Annotated in this window: 21 protein-coding genes; 11 read left to right on the top strand and 10 right to left on the bottom strand. The window is 69.0% G+C overall.

Annotated elements, in window-relative coordinates; translation table 11 throughout:
* Positions 1-5: 5 nt before the first annotated feature.
* Both ACIRRA_RS08910 and ACIRRA_RS08905 read right to left on the bottom strand, forming a co-directional pair.
* Positions 6-146: a hypothetical protein gene (locus ACIRRA_RS08910; protein ID WP_402765096.1), complete on the bottom strand. Its 141-nt coding sequence runs from the start codon at positions 144-146 to the stop codon at positions 6-8.
* Between the two features lie 28 nt (positions 147-174).
* A complete protein-coding gene (locus tag ACIRRA_RS08905; protein WP_402765094.1) occupies positions 175-927 on the bottom strand; it encodes an SDR family oxidoreductase in 753 nt (250 codons plus the stop codon).
* A gap of 159 nt (positions 928-1,086) precedes the next feature.
* On the opposite strand from ACIRRA_RS08905, the gene ACIRRA_RS08900 reads away from it, so the two are divergent.
* Together ACIRRA_RS08900 and ACIRRA_RS08895 are read left to right on the top strand one after the other, a co-directional pair.
* Positions 1,087-1,287 carry a hypothetical protein gene (locus tag ACIRRA_RS08900; protein WP_402765091.1) on the top strand — a complete coding sequence of 67 codons (201 nt, stop codon included), beginning with the start codon at positions 1,087-1,089 and terminating at the stop codon, positions 1,285-1,287.
* Between the two features lie 57 nt (positions 1,288-1,344).
* Positions 1,345-1,668 carry a putative quinol monooxygenase gene (locus ACIRRA_RS08895; protein WP_402765088.1) on the top strand — a complete coding sequence of 108 codons (324 nt, stop codon included), beginning with the start codon at positions 1,345-1,347 and terminating at the stop codon, positions 1,666-1,668.
* 24 nt (positions 1,669-1,692) lie between these two features.
* Here ACIRRA_RS08895 and ACIRRA_RS08890 read toward each other — a convergent pair whose 3' ends face one another.
* Positions 1,693-2,667 carry an ADP-ribosylglycohydrolase family protein gene (locus ACIRRA_RS08890; RefSeq protein ID WP_402765085.1) on the bottom strand — a complete coding sequence of 325 codons (975 nt, stop codon included), beginning with the start codon at positions 2,665-2,667 and terminating at the stop codon, positions 1,693-1,695.
* A gap of 107 nt (positions 2,668-2,774) precedes the next feature.
* Here ACIRRA_RS08890 and ACIRRA_RS08885 point away from each other — a divergent pair, with 107 nt between their 5' ends.
* Entirely contained in the window at positions 2,775-4,439 is a 1,665-nt protein-coding gene (locus tag ACIRRA_RS08885) for a bifunctional 3'-5' exonuclease/DNA polymerase (protein WP_402765082.1), read from the top strand.
* A gap of 31 nt (positions 4,440-4,470) precedes the next feature.
* On the opposite strand, the gene ACIRRA_RS08880 is transcribed toward ACIRRA_RS08885, so the two are convergent.
* Both ACIRRA_RS08880 and ACIRRA_RS08875 read right to left on the bottom strand, forming a co-directional pair.
* Positions 4,471-5,505 carry a phosphotransferase family protein gene (locus ACIRRA_RS08880; protein WP_402765079.1) on the bottom strand — a complete coding sequence of 345 codons (1,035 nt, stop codon included), beginning with the start codon at positions 5,503-5,505 and terminating at the stop codon, positions 4,471-4,473.
* Positions 5,506-5,520: 15 nt separating this feature from the next.
* Complete coding sequence (locus ACIRRA_RS08875) at positions 5,521-6,345, bottom strand: SDR family oxidoreductase (protein WP_402765076.1); 825 nt, start codon at positions 6,343-6,345, stop codon at positions 5,521-5,523.
* Between the two features lie 140 nt (positions 6,346-6,485).
* On the opposite strand from ACIRRA_RS08875, the gene ACIRRA_RS08870 reads away from it, so the two are divergent.
* The gene (locus tag ACIRRA_RS08870) at positions 6,486-7,418 is read left to right on the top strand and encodes an alpha/beta fold hydrolase (protein WP_402765073.1); all 933 of its coding nucleotides are present in this window, start codon (positions 6,486-6,488) and stop codon (positions 7,416-7,418) included.
* Positions 7,419-7,421: 3 nt separating this feature from the next.
* Here ACIRRA_RS08870 and ACIRRA_RS08865 read toward each other — a convergent pair whose 3' ends face one another.
* Positions 7,422-8,048, bottom strand: coding sequence for a TetR/AcrR family transcriptional regulator (locus ACIRRA_RS08865; RefSeq protein ID WP_402765071.1), 627 nt, complete (start codon positions 8,046-8,048; stop codon positions 7,422-7,424).
* A gap of 99 nt (positions 8,049-8,147) precedes the next feature.
* Entirely contained in the window at positions 8,148-8,714 is a 567-nt protein-coding gene (locus ACIRRA_RS08860; RefSeq protein ID WP_402765068.1) for a PadR family transcriptional regulator, read from the bottom strand.
* A 122-nt stretch (positions 8,715-8,836) separates the two neighbouring features.
* On the opposite strand from ACIRRA_RS08860, the gene ACIRRA_RS08855 reads away from it, so the two are divergent.
* The 7 genes from ACIRRA_RS08855 (at position 8,837) to ACIRRA_RS08825 (ending at position 15,741) form a co-directional block, all read left to right on the top strand.
* Complete coding sequence (locus tag ACIRRA_RS08855; protein ID WP_402765066.1) at positions 8,837-10,324, top strand: phytoene desaturase family protein; 1,488 nt, start codon at positions 8,837-8,839, stop codon at positions 10,322-10,324.
* 12 nt (positions 10,325-10,336) lie between these two features.
* Positions 10,337-11,473, top strand: coding sequence for a 2Fe-2S iron-sulfur cluster-binding protein (locus tag ACIRRA_RS08850; RefSeq protein ID WP_402765064.1), 1,137 nt, complete (start codon positions 10,337-10,339; stop codon positions 11,471-11,473).
* 177 nt (positions 11,474-11,650) lie between these two features.
* Complete coding sequence (locus ACIRRA_RS08845) at positions 11,651-12,064, top strand: hypothetical protein (RefSeq protein WP_402765062.1); 414 nt, start codon at positions 11,651-11,653, stop codon at positions 12,062-12,064.
* A 137-nt stretch (positions 12,065-12,201) separates the two neighbouring features.
* Positions 12,202-13,641, top strand: coding sequence for a hypothetical protein (locus ACIRRA_RS08840; protein WP_402765059.1), 1,440 nt, complete (start codon positions 12,202-12,204; stop codon positions 13,639-13,641).
* Positions 13,638-14,045, top strand: coding sequence for a FixH family protein (locus ACIRRA_RS08835; RefSeq protein ID WP_402765056.1), 408 nt, complete (start codon positions 13,638-13,640; stop codon positions 14,043-14,045). Before ACIRRA_RS08840 ends, ACIRRA_RS08835 begins: the two co-directional genes overlap by 4 nt.
* A gap of 29 nt (positions 14,046-14,074) precedes the next feature.
* Positions 14,075-15,196 (top strand): hypothetical protein, encoded by a 1,122-nt coding sequence (locus ACIRRA_RS08830; protein WP_402765054.1) that lies wholly within the window; start codon positions 14,075-14,077, stop codon positions 15,194-15,196.
* A complete protein-coding gene (locus ACIRRA_RS08825; RefSeq protein WP_402765051.1) occupies positions 15,193-15,741 on the top strand; it encodes a hypothetical protein in 549 nt (182 codons plus the stop codon). The genes ACIRRA_RS08830 and ACIRRA_RS08825 overlap by 4 nt, the downstream gene beginning before the upstream one ends.
* Positions 15,742-15,744: 3 nt before the next feature.
* Here ACIRRA_RS08825 and ACIRRA_RS08820 read toward each other — a convergent pair whose 3' ends face one another.
* From ACIRRA_RS08820 to acpM, 3 genes are all read right to left on the bottom strand, one after another.
* A complete protein-coding gene (locus ACIRRA_RS08820) occupies positions 15,745-16,239 on the bottom strand; it encodes a carboxymuconolactone decarboxylase family protein (protein ID WP_402765048.1) in 495 nt (164 codons plus the stop codon).
* Positions 16,240-17,262: 1,023 nt separating this feature from the next.
* Positions 17,263-17,706 carry an SRPBCC domain-containing protein gene (locus ACIRRA_RS08815; RefSeq protein WP_402765046.1) on the bottom strand — a complete coding sequence of 148 codons (444 nt, stop codon included), beginning with the start codon at positions 17,704-17,706 and terminating at the stop codon, positions 17,263-17,265.
* A gap of 40 nt (positions 17,707-17,746) precedes the next feature.
* The gene (gene acpM, locus ACIRRA_RS08810) at positions 17,747-18,052 is read right to left on the bottom strand and encodes a meromycolate extension acyl carrier protein AcpM (protein WP_402765043.1); all 306 of its coding nucleotides are present in this window, start codon (positions 18,050-18,052) and stop codon (positions 17,747-17,749) included.
* Between the last annotated feature and the right edge of the window lie 124 nt (positions 18,053-18,176).

Here is an 18,176-nt window from a genome sequence, read left to right as displayed (position 1 = left end):
TCCGGCTACACGGCAGGGCCGTTCAGGTCCGCGTCCACGGTGGCGCACGCCAGTGACAGCGGCCGGTAGGCCGCGAGCGCCTCGTACCAGGTGGGTGCGCACGGCGCGGCCGCTCCGCACGGACAGATCTCCGAATGCTGCTGCACGCCTTGTGATACCACGCGTCGCCGGTGGTCAGCCGCGCCCGATGTAGGGCATGCCCGTCGCCATCACGGTCAGGAACGGCACGTTCACCTCGAGCGGCAGTTCGACGGTCTGGACCACCAGCCGGGCCACGTGCGCGGCGTCGATCGTCGGCTCCGGACGGATGCTCCCGTCCGCCTGCAGCGACCCCGCCGCGATTCCGGCGGTGAGTTCGGTTGCGGCATTGCCGATATCGATCTGCCCCGCGGCGATATTGTGCGCGCGCCCCTCCAGCGCCAGCGCCTTGGTGAGCCCGGTGATGCCGTGCTTGCTGGCCGCGTAGGCGACGGTGTCGGGCCGCGGCGTATGCGCGGAGATCGACCCGTTGTTGATGATCCGCCCGCCCTGCGGCGTCTGTGTCCGCATGATCCGGAATGCGGCCTGCGCGCACAGGAACGACCCGGTCAGGTTGATGTCGACGACCTGCTTCCAGTCCGCCACCGGCACCTCGTCGATCGGCAGCGTGGGCCCGAAGATCCCGGCATTGTTGATCAGCACATCCAGCCGCCCCCACCGCTGCACGATGTACGCGAACACCGTGTCCACCGCCGCCGGATCGGTGACATCGGCGGGCACGGCCGCCACGCTGCCCGGCCCGGGCGCCGAGGCGACAACCTCGTCCAGGGTGGCCGCCGTGCGCCCGACCGCCACGACCTGATGTCCGGCCGCGGCCAGCGCATGGGTCATGGTGCGGCCCAACCCGGTCCCAGCACCCGTTACAAGAACGATCTTCGATGTGGTCACGAGAGCCGAGCGTATTCGACCGGCTCGGCTGCTCAACGACACAGTCGAGTCACGCAACCCGTATATGTTCCGGACACAGGAAGATTCGGCGCCCGGACTTCGACAGGCCGACCGCTGTCAGTCGGCGGGTTTGCCAGTGGCGAGGACGTTCGCTCGCAGGTGCCGCACCAGCGCCACGAGCCGTTCGATCGTGGCATGTTCCGGATCGGCCAGCCGCAGCTGCAGCAGCTCCCGGCCCGCCGCGTGCACTACATCGAATCAGGCGAGGCATTGAACGACCACAGCAATTTCCCGACACAACCGCTGCCGACCCACCGGCCCGTGCGCCGCACCACCGCCCGGTCGGACAGGATGCTGTGACCTCGCACTACGCCCGATAAGGCCATTGCGGCGCCAGGGTGGTGGAGGATGGCGGGTATGGCGCAGGTTGCATTGCTCACGCGGATCAGGGTGCGGGAGGGGAAGGCTGGGGAGTTTCTCCAGTCGTTCCAGGAGGTTTTCACGCAGGCCGAGAAGGAGCCTGGGACGGTGCTCTACGTGTTGAATCGGGCTCAGGATGATCCGGAATTGTTCTGGGTCAGCGAGATTTATGCGGATGAGGAGGCCCTGGCCACGCATCGGGGGAGTGCCGCGATGGATGTGGCCAGGGCCGTGTTTCCGGAACTCCTCGCGGAGTCGGAGTTTTTGATCGGAGAGCCGGTCTCCGTCAAAGGGGTCGCCGGCTGGGAATCTGCTGAATAACGTGTTGTTGGGGCGAGCGGTGCCTCAGACCGAATCGCTGCGGCGGCCGCCGGGGAACCAGCGCCGGAAGCGGGCCGCCGCTTGCTTGCCACGCTGCTGGGCGCGGTGGCGGTCCAGCCAGTCGGGCAACGGTTCTCGCGCGGACAGCCACGCACCGGGCAATCCACCGGGCCGAGTTCCGGTGTGGGCCGCCACGATTCCGCCGACGATGGCGCTCGTGGTGTCGGTGTCGCCGCCGACCGACAGACAGGTGGCGATCGCGGCCCGATAGTCGTCCAGGTAGGTCGCCGCGGCCCACATCGTGAAGGGCACGGTGTCCTGGGCCGTCACGCTGGTGCCATTGCCGATCTCCGCGGCGACCTGCCCGGCCGGGGCGCCGAGCAGCGCGTATGCCCGGCGGGTCAGGCGGGTGGTCTCACCGTCGTCGAGCCGGTCCAGGACGGTGGCGAGGAATTCCGTTGGTGCGGGCCGGGTTCCGGCGAGCCGGGCCTGCGCCGCGGTGGCGGCCGCCACCGCCACCGCGACCGTGCCGATGATGCCTTCGCGATGCGCGTGCGTCACCTGCGCCGACCGGACCGCTTCGGCGGCGGCCCGGTCCGGGTCGCTCGCGTAGAACGCGCCCAGCGGCGCGACGCGCATGGCCGCCCCGTTTCCGCACGAGCCCTGCCCGCCGAAGGCCGCCGAGGTCACCTGCCGCCAGGGCACGCCGCGGCGGATACGCCCCAGCGTGTCCACGGTCATGAACCCGTAGTCGCGGCGCTGGTCGATGCGTTCGGCGAAGGCGGCCACGAGCCGATCCTGGTCGATCGCACCGTGTTCGAGCAGTTCCCCCGCCACGGTGCACGCCATCTCGGTGTCATCGGTCCATTCCCAGCGGCCCGGCGGGAGATCACCGGTCTGCAGGTCGGCCAGGGGCCGGCGCAGGACGAGGAATTCGGCGCCGACCGCGTCCCCCACGGACAGTCCATCCAACGAATCCAGCATCAAGTCGACATGCACCGCGTCGATGCTAGCCACGCTCGCTCGGCACAGCATGCCGGTGCCGACTTCTTGCCTGTGCCCACTGCCGGACTCACTTGTCTGTGCCCACTGCCAGACTCATCGGTATGCGGTGGGCGGTGGCGGAGACGGGTGACGGCGGGGCCCGGGTGTGCCCGCTGGATCGGGCCGGTCGGCCCGCGGGCCCGGTGGTCGAGGAGTCCTCGCTGGCCGAGGCCGTGCGCTCGCATCCCGAGGCCGAGCGGTGGGTGTGGCGTTCGACCGCCGGAACCTATCGGCGGCTGCTCGAGGCGGGCCTGCGGGTGGATCGCTGCTATGACGTGGAGGCGGCGGAGTCGCTGCTGATCGGGCACGAGGAGGGCCAGTCGGGGCAGGCCCGTTCGCTGGCGGCGGCCTGGGCCCGGCTGCATCGGCTCCCCGTGCCGGAAGACGCGCCCGCGCGGGCCGCCGACACCCAGCCGACCCTGTTCGAATCCGGCCCGGTGCCACTGCCATCCGGGACCGACGAGTTCACCGCGCTGCTGGAGGTGTACGCGGGACAGGTCGCCCGCACGGCCGCGGCGGAATACCCGCGCCGCATGCACCTGCTGCTCACCGCCGAGTCGGCGGGCCTGCTGGTGGCCACGGAGATGTCGCGGGCCGGGATCCCCTGGCGCGCCGACCTGCATCGCGAACTGCTCGATTCCATACTGGGAGAACGCATTTCCGGTACCGCGGAACCGCGGCGCATGGCGGAACTGGCCGAGGAGGTGTCGCGGGCCTTCGGCGGGGTGCGGGTCCGCCCGGACCTGCCCCAGGACATCATCCGCGCCTTCGGGCGGGTGGGAATCTCGTTGTCCTCCACCAGAAAATGGGAGCTCCGGGAGATCGACCACCCGGCGGTCGCGCCGCTGCTGGCCTACAAGTCGCTCTACCGCCTCTACACCGCGCACGGCTGGTCCTGGATCGACCAGTGGGTGCACGACGGCCGTTTCCGTCCCGAGTACCTGCCGGGCGGGACGGTCACCGGGCGCTGGACCACCAATGGCGGTGGCGCACTCCAGATCCCGAAGGTGGTGCGCCGCGCGATCCGCGCCGATCCGGGCTGGCGGCTGGTGGTCGCCGACGCCGATCAGATGGAGCCGCGCGTGCTCGCCGCCATCTCCCGCGATCCCGGGTTGATGGAGGTGGCGGGCCGGGGTGAGGATCTCTACGCCGACCTCGCGGCCCGCGCGTTCGGCGGTGACCGCGCCCAGGCCAAGATCGCCATGCTGGGCGCGATCTACGGCCAGACCTCGGGCGACGCGCTCACCCACATGGCCGAACTGCGCCGCCGCTATCCGGACGCGGTGGCCTATGTCGACGACGCGGCGGCCGCCGGGGAGGAGGGCCGCCTGGTGCGCACCTGGTTCGGCCGCACCTGCCCGCCCACGACATCATTCGACCAGGCGGACACCGAGGATGGGGCCGCCACCGGGTACGGCTCCACCCCGAGGGCCCGGGCTCGCGGTCGCTTCACCCGGAACTTCGTCGTGCAGGGCAGCGCCGCCGACTGGACCCTGCTGGTGCTGGCGGGCCTGCGGCATGCGATGCACACGGCGGGACTGCGTGCCGAGCTGGTCTTCTTCCAGCACGACGAGGTCATCGTGCACTGCCCGGAGGAGGAGGCGGCCACGGTCGCCGCGGCGATCACCGCCGCGGCGGACACGGCCGGAGAGCTCGCTTTCGGCCCGACCCCGGTCCGCTTCCCCTTCACGACCGCGATCGTGGAGTGCTATGCGGACGCGAAGTAGGAAATCCCCGGCAGCGCCGCGGGTTTCGCCCCTACGGGGTGCGCAGCGCGGACAGTCCCGCGGCCAGCAGTGGCTCGACCGCCTCGCCCATGTGCTCGAAGCCGGGTCCCACGGTCTGGCCGTGAATGTGACGGAAGTGGATGCCCTCGCTGATCACGGCCAGCTTGAACGACGCCAGCGCGATATAGAACCCGATCTCGGACACATCGCGGCCGGTGCGCGTCGAATAGCGTTCCAGCACTTCGGATTCGGCCGGATAGCCGGGCGCGAGCGCGACATCGCTGACCCCGGGCATGACGCTGTCGCTCATGCGCTGATAGACCAGCAGCAGGCCGATATCGGTGAGCGGATCGCCGAGTGTGGCCATCTCCCAGTCGATCACGGCCGCGACCCGGTCCTCGGCGTCGACGAGCACATTGTCGAGCCGGTAGTCGCCGTGCACGATGCCCGTGGCCGACTGCGCGGGCAGGTTCTTCGCCAGCAGATCGTGCAGTTCGACGGCGGCGGGCAGGTCCCGGCTGTAGGAGGCGTCGAGCTGCTTCTTCCAGCGCCGTACCTGCCGCTCCAGGAATCCGTCCGGCCGCCCGAAGTCCGCCAGCCCGACCGCGCCCGGGTCGACGGTGTGCAGGGCGGCGAGGGTGTCGATGAGGCCGGTGGCGATGACCCGGGTCCGGTCGGCGCCGAGCGGCACCAGTTCGGCCGCGGTCCGGTAGGGCGTGCCGACGATCCGTTCCATGACATAGAAAGGCGCACCGATGATGTCGTCGTCCTGGCACAGCGCGTAGGTGGCGGGCACCGGCACACCGGTGTCCGCGAGCGCGGTGATCACCCGGTACTCGCGGGCCATGTCGTGCGCGGTGGCGAGCACGTGCCCCAGCGGCGGACGCCGCAGGATCCACGCCGACTCGCCGTCGCTGATCTCATAGGTGAGATTGGACTTCCCGCCCGCGATCAACCGGCCGCGCAGCGGACCGGTCACCAGGCCCGGCCGAGTGTCGGCCAGCCACACCGCGAGTCGCTCGAGATCCAGGCCGGGTAGTTCGCCGGGCCGCTGATCGTCGCTCATGTGTCTCCCCGATGCTCAGTGGCCGTCGCCGCTGTCCAGCAGCCGCGCCTGATAGTGCCGCATGCCCGACAGCCAGCGGTCGTAGTCCGCGCCCTTGCGACGGTACATGTCGAGTACCTCCGGGTGAGGCAGGATGAGGAACCGCTCGTCGTCCAGCGCGGCTATGACCAACGCGGCCACCGCGTCGGGGGTCAGCACCGCACCGGCCGAGGTGACCGCCCGGGTGGCGGCCATGCCGATGGCGTCCCCGGAGTTCTCCCCCGCCCGCAGCAGCGGCGTCTCGACGCCCATCGGGCACAGGCAGCTGACCCGGACGCCCTGGTCGCCGTAGGTGACCGACAGCCATTCGGCGAAGCCGACGGCCGCGTGCTTGGTGACCGAGTATGCGGCCGAACCGATCTGGGTCAGCAGGCCCGCCGCCGACGCCGTGCTGACGAAGTAGCCCTCGCCGCGTTCCACCCAGCCGGGGACCAGCAGCCGCGCCGCACGGATGTGGGCGTTGAGGTTGACGTCGAGGGTGGTCTCCCAGTCCTTCTCGTCGCCGAGCCCGACCGGCCCGATCACGCCCGCATTGGCGAAATACAGGTCGACCGGCCCGAATTCGGCCTCGGCGCGGGCGATGAGCTCCTCGATGCGGGCGGTGTCGGACACATCGGCCCCGACCGCCACGGCCGCGCCCGGGAACTCCGCGTTCAGCGCCGCAGCGACCGCCGCGGCGGCCTCGCCGTTCAGGTCGGCGACGACGACCCGCGCCCCGGCCCGCACCAGCCGGGCGGCGATGGCCCCGCCGATGCCGCCACCGCCTCCGGTGACAATGGCGTTCCTACCCGCGACCTGCACGTGTGCTCCTTCCGGCCCGTTCCGGCACCCGACCCCGGGTGGATCGGAGGCGCCGGCTGATGGAATATGAAACCTACGTCGGATTCAAGTTCATGACCCGTCCGGCGTCAACCGGCCCGGCGGCGAGAGGTGAACAACCGATGCGGACAGCACATCTGGTGGACGAGTGGAAACGGCTGGGAAGCGCGCAGGTGGCGGCCAATGGCATCGAGCTGCGGGTGGTCGAGCACGGCGCGGGGGCGCCGGTGGTGTTCTGCCACGGGTTCCCGGAGCTCGGATTCTCGTGGCGGCATCAGGTTTTCGCGCTGGCCGAGGCCGGATTCCGGACGCTCACCCCGGATATGCGCGGCTACGGCGGCAGCTCGCGGCCGGAGCGCGTCGAGGAGTACGACATGCTCACGGTGTGCGGGGATCTGGCCGGGTTGCTCGACGCCTACGGGCTGCAGGACGCCATCTTCGTGGGCCACGACTGGGGTGCGTCGGTGGTGTGGCACATGGCCCGGGAGTACCCGGAGCGGGTGCGGGCGGTGGCGGGGCTGAGCGTGCCCGCGACCCCGCGGTCGTCCGCGCCGCCGCTGTCGATCATGCGCGCGCGGCTGGGTGCGGACTTCTACATGGTGTGGTTCCAGGAACCCGGGGTCGCCGACGCGGTCCTGGGCGCGGACCCGCGGCGCACGCTACTGCAGGACGACATCATGAGCGCCGCCACGTTCCTGGACACCGGCACACCCGAGCCGCCGCTGCCGGAGTGGCTCAGCGAACCCGAATTCGATTACTACGTAGAGACTTTCACCGCCACCGGGTTCACCGGCGGGCTCAACTACTACCGCAATCTGGACCGCACCTGGGAGCGGACCGCGCATCTGGAGGGCGTGAAGATCGCCCAGCCGTCATTGTTCATCGCCGGATCCACCGATCCGGTCATCCGGTTCACCCCCGTGCAGAAGATGTCGGCGCTGCTCAGCGATCTGCGCGGCACGGTCGTCCTCGAGGGCGCGGGGCACTGGATTCAGCAGGAGCGCCCCGCCGAGGTCAATGCCGCGCTGATCGAGTTCGCGCGCGGGTTGGGCTGAGCGCTACTCGGCCCGCAGCTGGAGCGCGTTCACCCACAGCTGGGTCAACGTCGTCACCAGCTTCTCGAACGGAATCCGTTGCTTCTGAACGTAAACCATGTACGCCATGCGGCTCACCATGGCCGAGAGCGCGTGCGCGGTGATCATCGGATCCAGGTCGGCGCTGGCCTGCCCGGACTCCTGCAACCCGCGGATCATCCGGGCATTGCGCTGCGCGAACGCCTTGCCGCGCTCGACGCGCAGGCGGCGGAAGTTCTCGTCGATGTGGGCGACCTGCTCGAACAGTGCCATCAGGCGGGCATTGCGCTTGTAGGACAGCAGGTAGTCGCGATTGGCGGCCTCGATGAGCGCGCGGGTGTCGGTGATCCCGCTGCGCTCGCGCACGTGCGGGTGCAGCATCTCCTCCGAGACCTGTTCGACCAGGGCCGCGAAGATCTCGTCCTTGCTGTCGAAGTAGGTGTAGAAGGAGCCCGATGCCATGCCGGCCGTCTTGGAGATGTCGGCGATCTTGGCGTCGAGGTAGCCGTCGCGTTCGAAGACCTCACGCGCGGCGGCGATGAGGGCGCCGCGCGTGCGCTGACCGCGCCGGGTGGGCGGGGCGGCACGGCGGGATTCACCCTCGCCTGTCATCGATTCGGACGCCAACGCTGATCACTACCTGTCGTTTCGCGGACAACTTTCCAGGCGGACACCGTATCAACCGGCACGGCCCCGACGGCGGGTGACCGGTTACCGCGAGTGTGCGGCGATGCGACGGTCGATGACCGGCAACGCGAACTCGGCCCAGCGAATGTTCTCCTGCTCGAAGGCGATTCCGCGCAGCAGGCTCAGGTAGGGGCCGATGCGGTCGACCTCGGCGAGGTAGGCCTGCTCGCTGCGCCCGTCCAGCAGGCGGCCGCGCAGTCGTTCGTAGCGGGCCAGTTTCGCCTTCGACCACTCCAGTTTCCCGGCGACGGCCGCCCGCACGGCGAGGGCGTCCTCGGCCTCCATGGCCTGGACCTTCACCATCATCTCGTCGCGGATGGCGGTCGGTTTGGAGGGTTCGGCGATGAACGCGTGCAGTGCCGCCCGTCCCGCCGGGGTGATGGAGTGCAGGCGCTTGTTGGGGCGGCGCTCCTGCTCGACGACACGGGTCTCGATGAGACCCTCGGCGGCCATGCGCTCGAGCTCCTTGTAGAGCTGCTGCGGGGTGGCCAGCCAGAAGTTGGCGACCGAGGCGTCGAAGCCCTTGGCCAGGTCGTAGCCCGATGCCTCCCCCTCCAGCAGGGTGGCAAGAACCGCGTTGCGTAGCGCCATCCGCTCAGGCTACCACCATCGGCGATTATTCAATTTCTTGTCTAATTTCCCGTAGACACATAGTTGAGCGGGCGCTACGGTATGAATCACCTATTCAATTAATTGAGTACTAGAGGTGGGGCATGCACGACTACGACGCCATTGTCATCGGCGCGGGCAATGCCGGATTGACCGCCGCGGCCACGCTGCAGCGCGCGGGGGCGCGGACGCTGCTGGTGGAGCGGCACAATGTGCCCGGCGGCTGCGGAACCTCGTTCCGGCGTGGGCGATTCGAGTTCGAGGTGGCGCTGCACCAGCTCTCCGGTGTGGGTGTCGAGGGACAGCCGATCTCCTTGCGCGAGGGGCTGTTCCAGCAACTGGGGATCGCGGACCGGCTGGAGTTCGTGCAGGAGCACGATCTGTACCGGGCGGTGGTGCCCGGCCGGCTGGATGTGACGATTCCGGCCGACTGGGATGCGGCGATCGACGTTCTGGATGCCGAGTTCCCGGGCAGCCGGGATCGGGTGGCGCGGTTCTTCGAGCTGATCAAGCAGGTGACGTTCTGGCAGATCGCGGCCATGCGCGGGATGCCCGCCGAGCAGATCGACCCGGTGCTGTTCCGATACGGGCTGCGGCCGCTGCAGCAGGTGCTCGACGAATACTTCGACGATGATCGGATCAAGGTCGCGCTCGCCGTGTACTGGACCTATCTCGGCCAGCCGCCGTCCAAGCTCCGGTTCCAGGATCTGGCGCTGACGCTGTTCGCCTACTTCGAGTTCAAGCCGTGGCATGTGCGCGGCGGTTCGCAGGCCATGTCGGCGGCGATACTCGACTCCTTCCTGCAGGCGGGCGGACAGGCGCGGTTCAACACCGGGGTCGAGGCGATTCTCACCGCGGGCGGGCGGGTACTCGGGGTGCGGTTCGAGGACGGGACCGAGGTGACCGCGCCCGACGTGGTGTCGAATGCCTCGCTGCCCACCACCTACGCCATGCTGGACGGAATCGCGGTGCCGGCGGCAGTGCGAAACGATCTGGCCACCAGGCGGATCGGGGTGTCCGGGTTCGTGCTGCACATGGGCCTGGACGCGACGCCCGCGGAGCTGGGCTTCACCACCAGCACGACGTTCGTCAACCGGGACACCGACGACGATCGCACCTACCGGGCGTGGAAGTCGTTCGAACCGGCGCGCGGAATCTGTGTCAGCTCCTACGACGTCGCGCCCATCGGGTTCGCACCGGCCGGGACCACCCATGTCAGCCTGATGACGTTGCAGTACGCCGACATCTGGAAGAACGTGGCGCCGGTGGAGTACGCGCGCATCAAGTTCGCCTTCGCCGAGACGCTGCTGGATCTGTGCGAGGCGGTGACGCCGGGTATTCGCGACGCCATCGAAGAGGTCGATGTGGCAACGCCTTTGACGATGACGCGGTATCTGGGTCATCCGGGCGGGTCCATCTACGGCTACGACCAGGACGCCACCGAGGGCTGGCTGTTCCGCAACAGCGAGCGCGAAACCCATGTCCCCGGATTGCATGTCGCCGGGTCCTGGTCCGGCATGGGCGGATTCCAACCCACACTCGAGGCCGGGGCGCGCGTCGCGCGCCGCCTGCTGCGCACCAAGGCCGCCTGAACGGAGCACATCGTGAAACGACACCCCCTGGCCACCCGATTCGAGGGCGCGGCACGCATTCTCGACGAGATCGAGGCCCGCCTGCCCGAAACCCGCGACCACAGTGCGGAAGCCCGCGCGACCGTGGACACCTATCATCCCAGGCGGCTGCTGTTGCGGGTGGACGCCGTGCTCGAAGAAACCGTGTCCGCCAAGACATTCCGGCTGCGCGGCCTCGACGGCGCGATGCTGCCGCCATTCCTGGCGGGCCAGTACGTCAATGTCTTCTTCGACGGCACCAGCCGACCGTTCGCCATTTCCTCCAGCCCCGCGGAGCTCGGGTTCTACGACCTGACGGTGCGGCGGGTGCCGGGCGGCCGGATCAGCAATCTGCTCCTCGACACCGTCGAGGCGGGTCATGTGCTCACCACCACCGGTCCGATGGGGACCTTCCACCACAATCCGCTCTTCCACGGTGACCGCGTGGTGTTCCTGGCGGGCGGTTCGGGAGTCGCACCGGCCATGAGCATGATCCGCGAGCTCACCGACCGCGGGCCGGTGCGCGAACTCCATCTGATCTACGGTTCGCGGGACGCCTCCGACATCCTCTTCGGCGAGGAACTCGACACCTTCGCCACCCACCCCGGTATCACCGTCGACCACGTCATCGCCGACCCCTCCCCCGGCTGGACGGGCCGCACCGGATTCCTGTCCGCCGACACCATTTCCGACCTGGCCGGTCCGCTCGGCAACCGCATGGTCTATGTCTGCGGCCCCCAGGCCCTCTACCCCTACGCCCTGGAGCAGCTCACCACCCTGGGCCACCCCCGCAAGCGAATCCGCTTCGAAGCCAACGGCGCTCCCACCGACCCCACCTCCCAGCCGCACTGGCCCATCACCACCGACCCCACCGAAGAGGTCACGGTCACCGTCCGCGACACCACCTTCCGCACCCCACGCAACCGCCCCCTCCTCGACGCCCTCGAAGACAACGGCATCCGCCCCGAGGCCGCCTGCCGCTCCGGCGAATGCAGCCTCTGCCGCATCCGCGTCCTGAAGGGCGAAGTCCACACCGCCGCCGAAGCCAAACTCCGCCTCTCCGACCCCGCCACCGGCTACACCCACTCCTGCGTCGCCTACCCCCTCACCGACGTCGAACTCGACCTTTGACCCGCCGTCCCGGCCCGGGCCGCGCGCAACGGCGTGGACCGGGCCGAGGGCCTCGTCCCCGGAACAGGTCCACCACTCACGGGATCCGTCCCAGCGGGTGCCCGGGTGACGGAGGGCCGTGGAGCGCCCACGCCGGCTGCGACCTGTGCACCTGGTCGCGGCGGTTCGGTGCGGGCGGTGGAGACTGAGGCGGTGGAGGATGCGGGGCTGGTGGTTGTGGTGGACGCGGCCAACGTGGTGGGCTCGCGGCCGGATGGGTGGTGGCGGGATCGGGCCGGGGCGGCGCGGCGGTTGCTCGGGGAGTTGGGGCCGCTGCGGGAGCGGCTGCCCGGGGTGACGGACGTGGTCGTGGTGCTCGAAGGGGCAGCCAAGGCCGCTGCCGGCAGCGCGGGAGCCGAACTGCGGGTGGTGCTCGCGGACGGTTCCGGAGACGACGCCATTGTCGAGGTGGTCGCGGCCGAGGCCGGAAAGGCCGGGGCCCAGGCGAATTCGGTGCTCGTGGTGACGGCCGATCGTGGTTTGCGGGCTCGGGTCGAGGCGCTCGGCGCGACGACGGCCGGGCCCAGCTGGCTCCGGAACGCCTTGGCTTAGCAGGAAAAACTGCTCGCCCCACGGCAACCGGTCCCAGCGGACCCGGGGCGGCGGGGACCCTACCCTGACCGCACCCTGAGGACGCATCCCCCGCGGGTGGGATTTCCGAGCGGCGGTTTTTCGGTAGCTTCGGAACAGTGCAGCCGCCGTTGATCGTTCGCCCGCGCAGCGCATGCCTGGTGGTGGGCGCGCTCTGCGCGTTCCTGCTGGGGTGGGGTTTCGGGTCCGCGCCCGACGCCCGGGCCGATGGCGCGGCGAGCGGGGGTGATCTGACGGTGGCACAGTCGCTGGGCGCGCGCGAGCTCACGGTGGTGATCCGCCGGGCCGAGCCGGGACCGCTGCGCGTCGAGGTGGTGAGCCATACGGGGTCGGCGGCCGGGGCGTTGACGGTCAGCGCCGCGCCGGGCGATCAGGGTGGCAAGACCTCCTCGGGCACGGTCGAACTCGCGGATCGGCCGGGGCTGTATGCCACGACGTTGCGGGTGGATCATGCCGGGCCGTGGGAGCTGTCGGTCTCGGACGGCGAACGGACCGCCCGGATTCCGTTCCTGGTCGCCGCGCGTGTCGTGACACCGTGGGAGCGCGCCGCCTACGGGGGCTTCTTCGTGGCGGGTGCGCTGCTGCTGGTCGCGCTGGGTACCGCGCTCCTCTCGAAAAGAGGTTGGCCGACACTGATTCCGGTGGGCGCGCTCATCGCGGCGCTGACCGTCGGAACCACGGGGGCGGTGCTGTCCTCGAGTGCACCGCAGCCACGGCCGGCGGGGAGCCTGCTCGATCCCACCTCCGGCAATATCGGCAATCCGTTCCCCGAACGGGACCTGCCACTGACCACGAATTATTCACGGCCGCCGGTGAATCTGGCCGTGCGTGCGCAGCCGCCGGCGGCGGCGGGGCAACCGACTGAGGTCCAGCTGTCGCTGACCGATTCCGCCACGGGGCGGCCCGTGGACGATCTGCTGGTCACCGATGACGCGCTACTGCATCTCATGGTGGTCGGGCCGTCCGGGACGTTCTGGCATCGGCATCCGATCCGCATCGCGCCCGGGGAGTACCGGGTCAACCTGGGGCTCGGGGAATCCGGGGATTACGCGGTCGCCGCGGAGATCGCCCGGCGCGGCGGGGGCGTGCAGTTGCTGCGGTCCGCGCTGCACGTCGGCGGTCGATCCGATTCCGGCGCGGCCGATCCGGCACCGAACGGGACAACCCTGACGACCACCGAGGCGATCGCGGGCGAACCCGTCACCCTCACCGCGGCCTACGGCGGTGCCGCGGATCTACAGCCCTGGCTGGGGATGATCGGCCATCTCATCGCGGTCGGCCCGCTGCCGGACGGCGTGCCCGCCGGGACGTCCGCGGCGACGGCGCCGATCTGGGCGCACGCGCACGCCATGGCCCCGATGCCCGCCGTCGGCGCCCAGCCGCCCGACGAGACCGTCGCCGCCTACGGCCCGAATGTGGCCTTCACCTTCACTTTTCCGCTGCCCGGCCGATACCTGGTGTGGACGCAGGCCGAGCGCGGCTATTCCGTCATGACCATTCCGACCACGGTCGACGTCCGAGCGGGGGTTCCGCAATGACCAGGCGTACAGGACTGATCGCGGCGATCGTCGTGCTGGTGGCCGCTCTGCTGACCTGGTGGCTGTGGCCGTCCGGCAGCGCGAAACCGGTGCCGCGCAGTGCCGCCGGGCCCTACCAGGTGCAGCTCAGCGTCTCCGGCGGATCGCCGCACACCGGCGACAACACCGTCGATCTCGACATCACCGACCAGCACGGTACCGCCGCGTCCCCGGATCGCGTCTCGGTGGAGCCCGCCATGCCGCAGATGGGCCACGCGCTCCCGCCGAGTACGGCCACCGCCGTCACCCCCGGGCACTACCGGGCGACCGTGACGCTGCCCATGCCGGGGCAGTGGGAGATCGCCGTCAAGCTGTCCGGCGCACCGGGATCCGGCAGCGCCACCTTCTCCGTCCAGGCCAACTGAATCGAAGGAAAGAGGATCAGGAGCAGACCATGGACCTCACCGCCAATGGTCGCGGGCTCACCGCCGAGGCGACCGCACCGATCACCATCCGCCCCTGGCTACCCGCGGCCATCCTGTTCGCGGCCGGTATGACCTTCGCCGTCGGATCGACCTGGGACATCCAGTGGCACTCCGATGTCGGGCCCGACACCTTCTTCACGCTGCCGCACCTGTTCATCTACGCCAGTGCGGCGATCGCCGGATTCACCGGTCTCACGGTCATTCTCGTCACCTCGGCGGCGGGCCGGGCGGGGCGTCGGGTGGACGGCGAGCTGGGCGGGCCCGGCATCAATGTGTTCGGGCGGACGTTCACCGCACCGCTCGGGTACATGGTGGCGGCGCTGGGTGCGGCGTCGTTCCTGCTGTACGGGCTGTGGGATCTGTGGTGGCACAGCCTCTACGGGTTCGACGCGATCATCGACTCGCCGCCGCACATCGGACTGTTCCTGTCCAGCACGGTGATCTCGGTGGGCACGGTGATCGTGTTCGGGGCGGCGCGGGCCCATCGGTGGGGGCGGATCGGCGCGTTGTTCGCGCTGGCGCACCTGGCGACCTCGAGCACCGTCACCGCGCTGGCGGTACAGCGGCTCAGCACCGGGACCGTGCGGTGGACGGTCGCGGTCACCGCGTTCATGGTGATTCTGCTGATGGTCGTGGGTGCGGGATTCGAACGGTGGGGCGCGACCGTCACCGCCGTGTTCTCCTCGGCGATCCAGGGCGTGTTCTGGTGGTTCGCGCCGTGGGCGGCACACGCCTACGCCGATTTCGTGGGATTGCCCATGCGCGAACACATCCGGGGCATTCCGGCGACCCCGGCGCTCATTCCGTTCTGCCTGATTCCGGTGGGCATCGTGATCGATCTGCTGCTGCGGCGCACCGACGGCCCGGCACGCCTGCTGCCGACGCTCGCCGGCGGGCTCGGCGGGGCGATCATCGGCGGGTTCAATCCCGTTCAGCAGATGATCATCTACGACGTCCGCCTCTCGCACGCCGCCGTCATCATCGCCACCACGGTCGCGGCCGCACTGCTGGGTGCACTCGGCGGCTACCTGGGCTGGCGCTTCGGCGACATGCTGCGACTGTCCGCCCCGTCCGAGAAGGTCAGCGCATGATCAACCGTCTACTCGCCACCGCCGCAACGATTCTCGCGATTCTCGGGCTGACCGCCGGCACCGCCGCGACGGCGTCGGCGTATCAGCCCGTCAATATCGTGCACACCGAGCACGTGCAGGCCGGGCCCTACTCGCTGACCGTGGGCTTCAGCGAATGGCCTTTGCGCGCAATGCAATCGCTGGACTTCACCTTCATCCCCGACGGGGGCATCGAGGACAAGACCGGCACACTCACCGAGTACCAGCCCAACGGCAAGGTGCGCCACGCCGAAGCGCTGTCGCGGCACCCGCGCAAGCGCGACGTCTGGGGCCTGGACGTGCGCTCTCTGGATCAGCAGGGCGCGTGGACCTTCCACTTCGTCATCGACGGCCCCCAGGGCCGCGGTGAAGGCGATCTGGCGAACCTTCCGGTTCTCCAGCAGCCCGGTCCCCCGCTGGGTCTGAGCTGGGCCGTCAGCACGATTCCACTGATCGGCCTGATCGCCTTCCTGGCCTACGCCTGGCGCCGCACCCGCCGCCCGGTCACAGCACCGCAGCCCGTCTGACGGTCAGTCGATGGCCCCGGCGAACATGCCCGGCTCGTAGGACCCACCCCGCTGATGCAGGATGACACCGAGCCGGTTGGCGGCGTTGATCATGGCCACCAACGCCACCAGGGCCGCGGTCTGATTGTCGTCGTAGTGTTTCCGAACCTGCGCCCAGGTCTCGTCGGAGACCCCGAGGTAGGCATCCGCCAGCCGCGTGCCCTCCTCGGCGAAGGCCAGCGCCGCCTGTTCCGCCTCGCTGAACACCGACGCCTCCCGCCAGGTCGCCACCAGATTGATCCGAACCGCCGGCTCCCCCGCTGCGGCCAACTCCTTGGTGTGCGCATCGGTACACCAGCCACACCCATTGATCTGACTGGCCCGCAAGCTCACCAGCTCCTGAGTCGTTTTCGGCACCTCCGACTGCGTGATCACCAGACTGGCATTGGCAAATCGTTTGGCGAACTTCGCACCGACCTCATTGGCATACATGTCGAGCCGAGCATTCACGGTGTCCATCTCCTTCATCGTCAGTGGGACGACCATGAGGTGCCGACGGCCCCGGATTTGTGACATCCCACTGCTATGACGCAGAACACACGCCTCGCCCGCCCACAGCGCCGATGAATCGCGCGACCGAGGAAATGTCTCCAGGGCGCTTGATCGGTGAGCGATCGGTCCCCGAGATCGAGGACACTCGGGAGGAAGGCATGAGCGCCGGGATGATCGTGCCGACCGTGCTCAACGGCGTGGCTCGGTGATAGGCATCGGCTTCGGAGTGGCTGCGGCCCTTCCTCTTTCGGTCTCGAGTCACGAGGAGAACCCCACCGCAGGAGAACGTTTCTACGCGAGGGCGTATGGAGCGAGAATAGCGCCGTCAGGGCTCTCGCCCTGGTCGCCGCTGCGCTCGCTCAGGCGGGAGATGCAGCGATCGGCGCACGGCGTGGAGAGGTGCAAATGGTTGCCGAACCTTTGTCTGCGTGCGTTGTCCATGCGATCACCGCGATCGCGGTGGCCTAGCAACTCTGGTTCGACGCGAGAAGCGGTCCCGCCCAACGGCCGTGCTGTGTCCGGCAACTCGGTTGCCGGACGAGCCCCCCGCAAGGCATACGTGTTTCGCGATGCCTGGCGCGCAAATCAGGGCAGGGCAACCGGGTGGGCGGCAATTCCGCCCACCCAGTTGCGGGAATCGATCTAGTGGGGCATGCACGCGGGAGCAGTGCTGTCCATCCAGCAGTTCGCGCTTCCTGCGGGCACCAGCAGTGGGCCGAACATCCCCAACGCCATCGAGATGAAGTACATCGTCCGAACCTTTCGCAATGTGATTAGAACCGGCACAGTAGTTTGCCGTCGCGTCGGTGTGCAGCCCCGACTCCTAGGGGCGCCGTTTCGCGGTGTCACCGCAGCCGACGAGGCCGCGACTTCCCAAGGAAGGCACCGTGATTCGTGGCCGCCGGTCTGACCGACGCGCACAGGTTCACCGTTCAGTGCATTCTGCGGGACGGTCAGGTGCGGCGGCTCGATCTCCGTACTCGACTCAGATCAGTGGTGGATCACCTCGCCGAGCCGCGGCAGGACGAGTCGCTTCCAGCTGCGCTCCATGGCGTTGCGCACCATCTTCTGTCGACGATCGTCGATGTCGAAACCTGTCTGCGTCAGCAGAAGTCGTGTGCCACGACCCTGCGGTTGCAACGTCCAGTCGACAATCCACCGAGCGGGATACTCGGCCTGCCGATATATCCAGCTGTAGGTCAACTGCTCACGCGGCCGGGCCGCCAGCACCTCACAGGTGATCTCGTTGATCGATGAGTCCGGGATGGCGAATCGGAAGCGGGTTCCGACCGAGGTGGAGAACCCGGTCGGTCGAAGCAGCCACCGCTCCAGCAGATCCGGCTCCGTCAACGCACGCCATACCGCGTCCGGTGGCTGTCGGAAGAAGCTGCCGAGCTCGACTGCGGCGGGATTCAACCGTGGATCAGCAATCACCGGCTCACCACCTCAGTGCGGAGCGACTGCCCCGGGCTGCTCAATTCGCCTGGCCTTCCTTGTATTTCGCTTCCATTTCGGCGGCGAGCTGCGGCTTCTCGGCCTCCATCTTCTGGACGTAGGCCACCGCGTCGCCGACGGTTCTCAGGCTCGCAAGGTCCTCGTCGGGGACCTTCACGCTGTACTTGTCCTCCAGTTGTACGGCGATCTCCACCAGTGACAACGAGTCGATGTCCAGATCGTCGACGAAAGACTTCTCGATCATTACCTCGGCGGCGTCGATGCCCGTCACCTCCTCGACGATCTCCGCGATGCCGGCGACGATTTCTTCTTGCGTGGTAGCCACGAAACACCCTCCTCGGTGTGACGACATATGCAGTACTCCACTCGTCCGCCACGACCGCTTCGGTTTCCGCTGTCGGGGTCGGACGGGAGTGCCCAGTACGCTAAAACCTCCAGCGGGGTGGAGG

Origin of the sequence: Nocardia sp. NPDC101769 (assembly GCF_044766925.1) — a bacterium.
Taxonomy (GTDB): Bacteria; Actinomycetota; Actinomycetes; order Mycobacteriales; family Mycobacteriaceae; genus Nocardia.
Note: the sequence above shows the minus strand (reverse complement) of the source record. Positions and strands in the feature narration are given on the sequence as shown.

Coding starts and splice junctions, on each gene's coding strand:
- ACIRRA_RS08830 (WP_402765054.1), top strand. CDS start 14,075: ATGGACCTCACCGCCAATGGTCGCGGGCTCACCGCCGAGGCGACCGCA.
- ACIRRA_RS08820 (WP_402765048.1), bottom strand. CDS start 16,239: ATGGACACCGTGAATGCTCGGCTCGACATGTATGCCAATGAGGTCGGT.
- ACIRRA_RS08860 (WP_402765068.1), bottom strand. CDS start 8,714: ATGGCGCTACGCAACGCGGTTCTTGCCACCCTGCTGGAGGGGGAGGCA.
- ACIRRA_RS08870 (WP_402765073.1), top strand. CDS start 6,486: ATGCGGACAGCACATCTGGTGGACGAGTGGAAACGGCTGGGAAGCGCG.
- ACIRRA_RS08895 (WP_402765088.1), top strand. CDS start 1,345: ATGGCGCAGGTTGCATTGCTCACGCGGATCAGGGTGCGGGAGGGGAAG.
- ACIRRA_RS08880 (WP_402765079.1), bottom strand. CDS start 5,505: ATGAGCGACGATCAGCGGCCCGGCGAACTACCCGGCCTGGATCTCGAG.
- ACIRRA_RS08855 (WP_402765066.1), top strand. CDS start 8,837: ATGCACGACTACGACGCCATTGTCATCGGCGCGGGCAATGCCGGATTG.
- ACIRRA_RS08865 (WP_402765071.1), bottom strand. CDS start 8,048: ATGACAGGCGAGGGTGAATCCCGCCGTGCCGCCCCGCCCACCCGGCGC.
- ACIRRA_RS08825 (WP_402765051.1), top strand. CDS start 15,193: ATGATCAACCGTCTACTCGCCACCGCCGCAACGATTCTCGCGATTCTC.
- ACIRRA_RS08885 (WP_402765082.1), top strand. CDS start 2,775: ATGCGGTGGGCGGTGGCGGAGACGGGTGACGGCGGGGCCCGGGTGTGC.
- ACIRRA_RS08835 (WP_402765056.1), top strand. CDS start 13,638: ATGACCAGGCGTACAGGACTGATCGCGGCGATCGTCGTGCTGGTGGCC.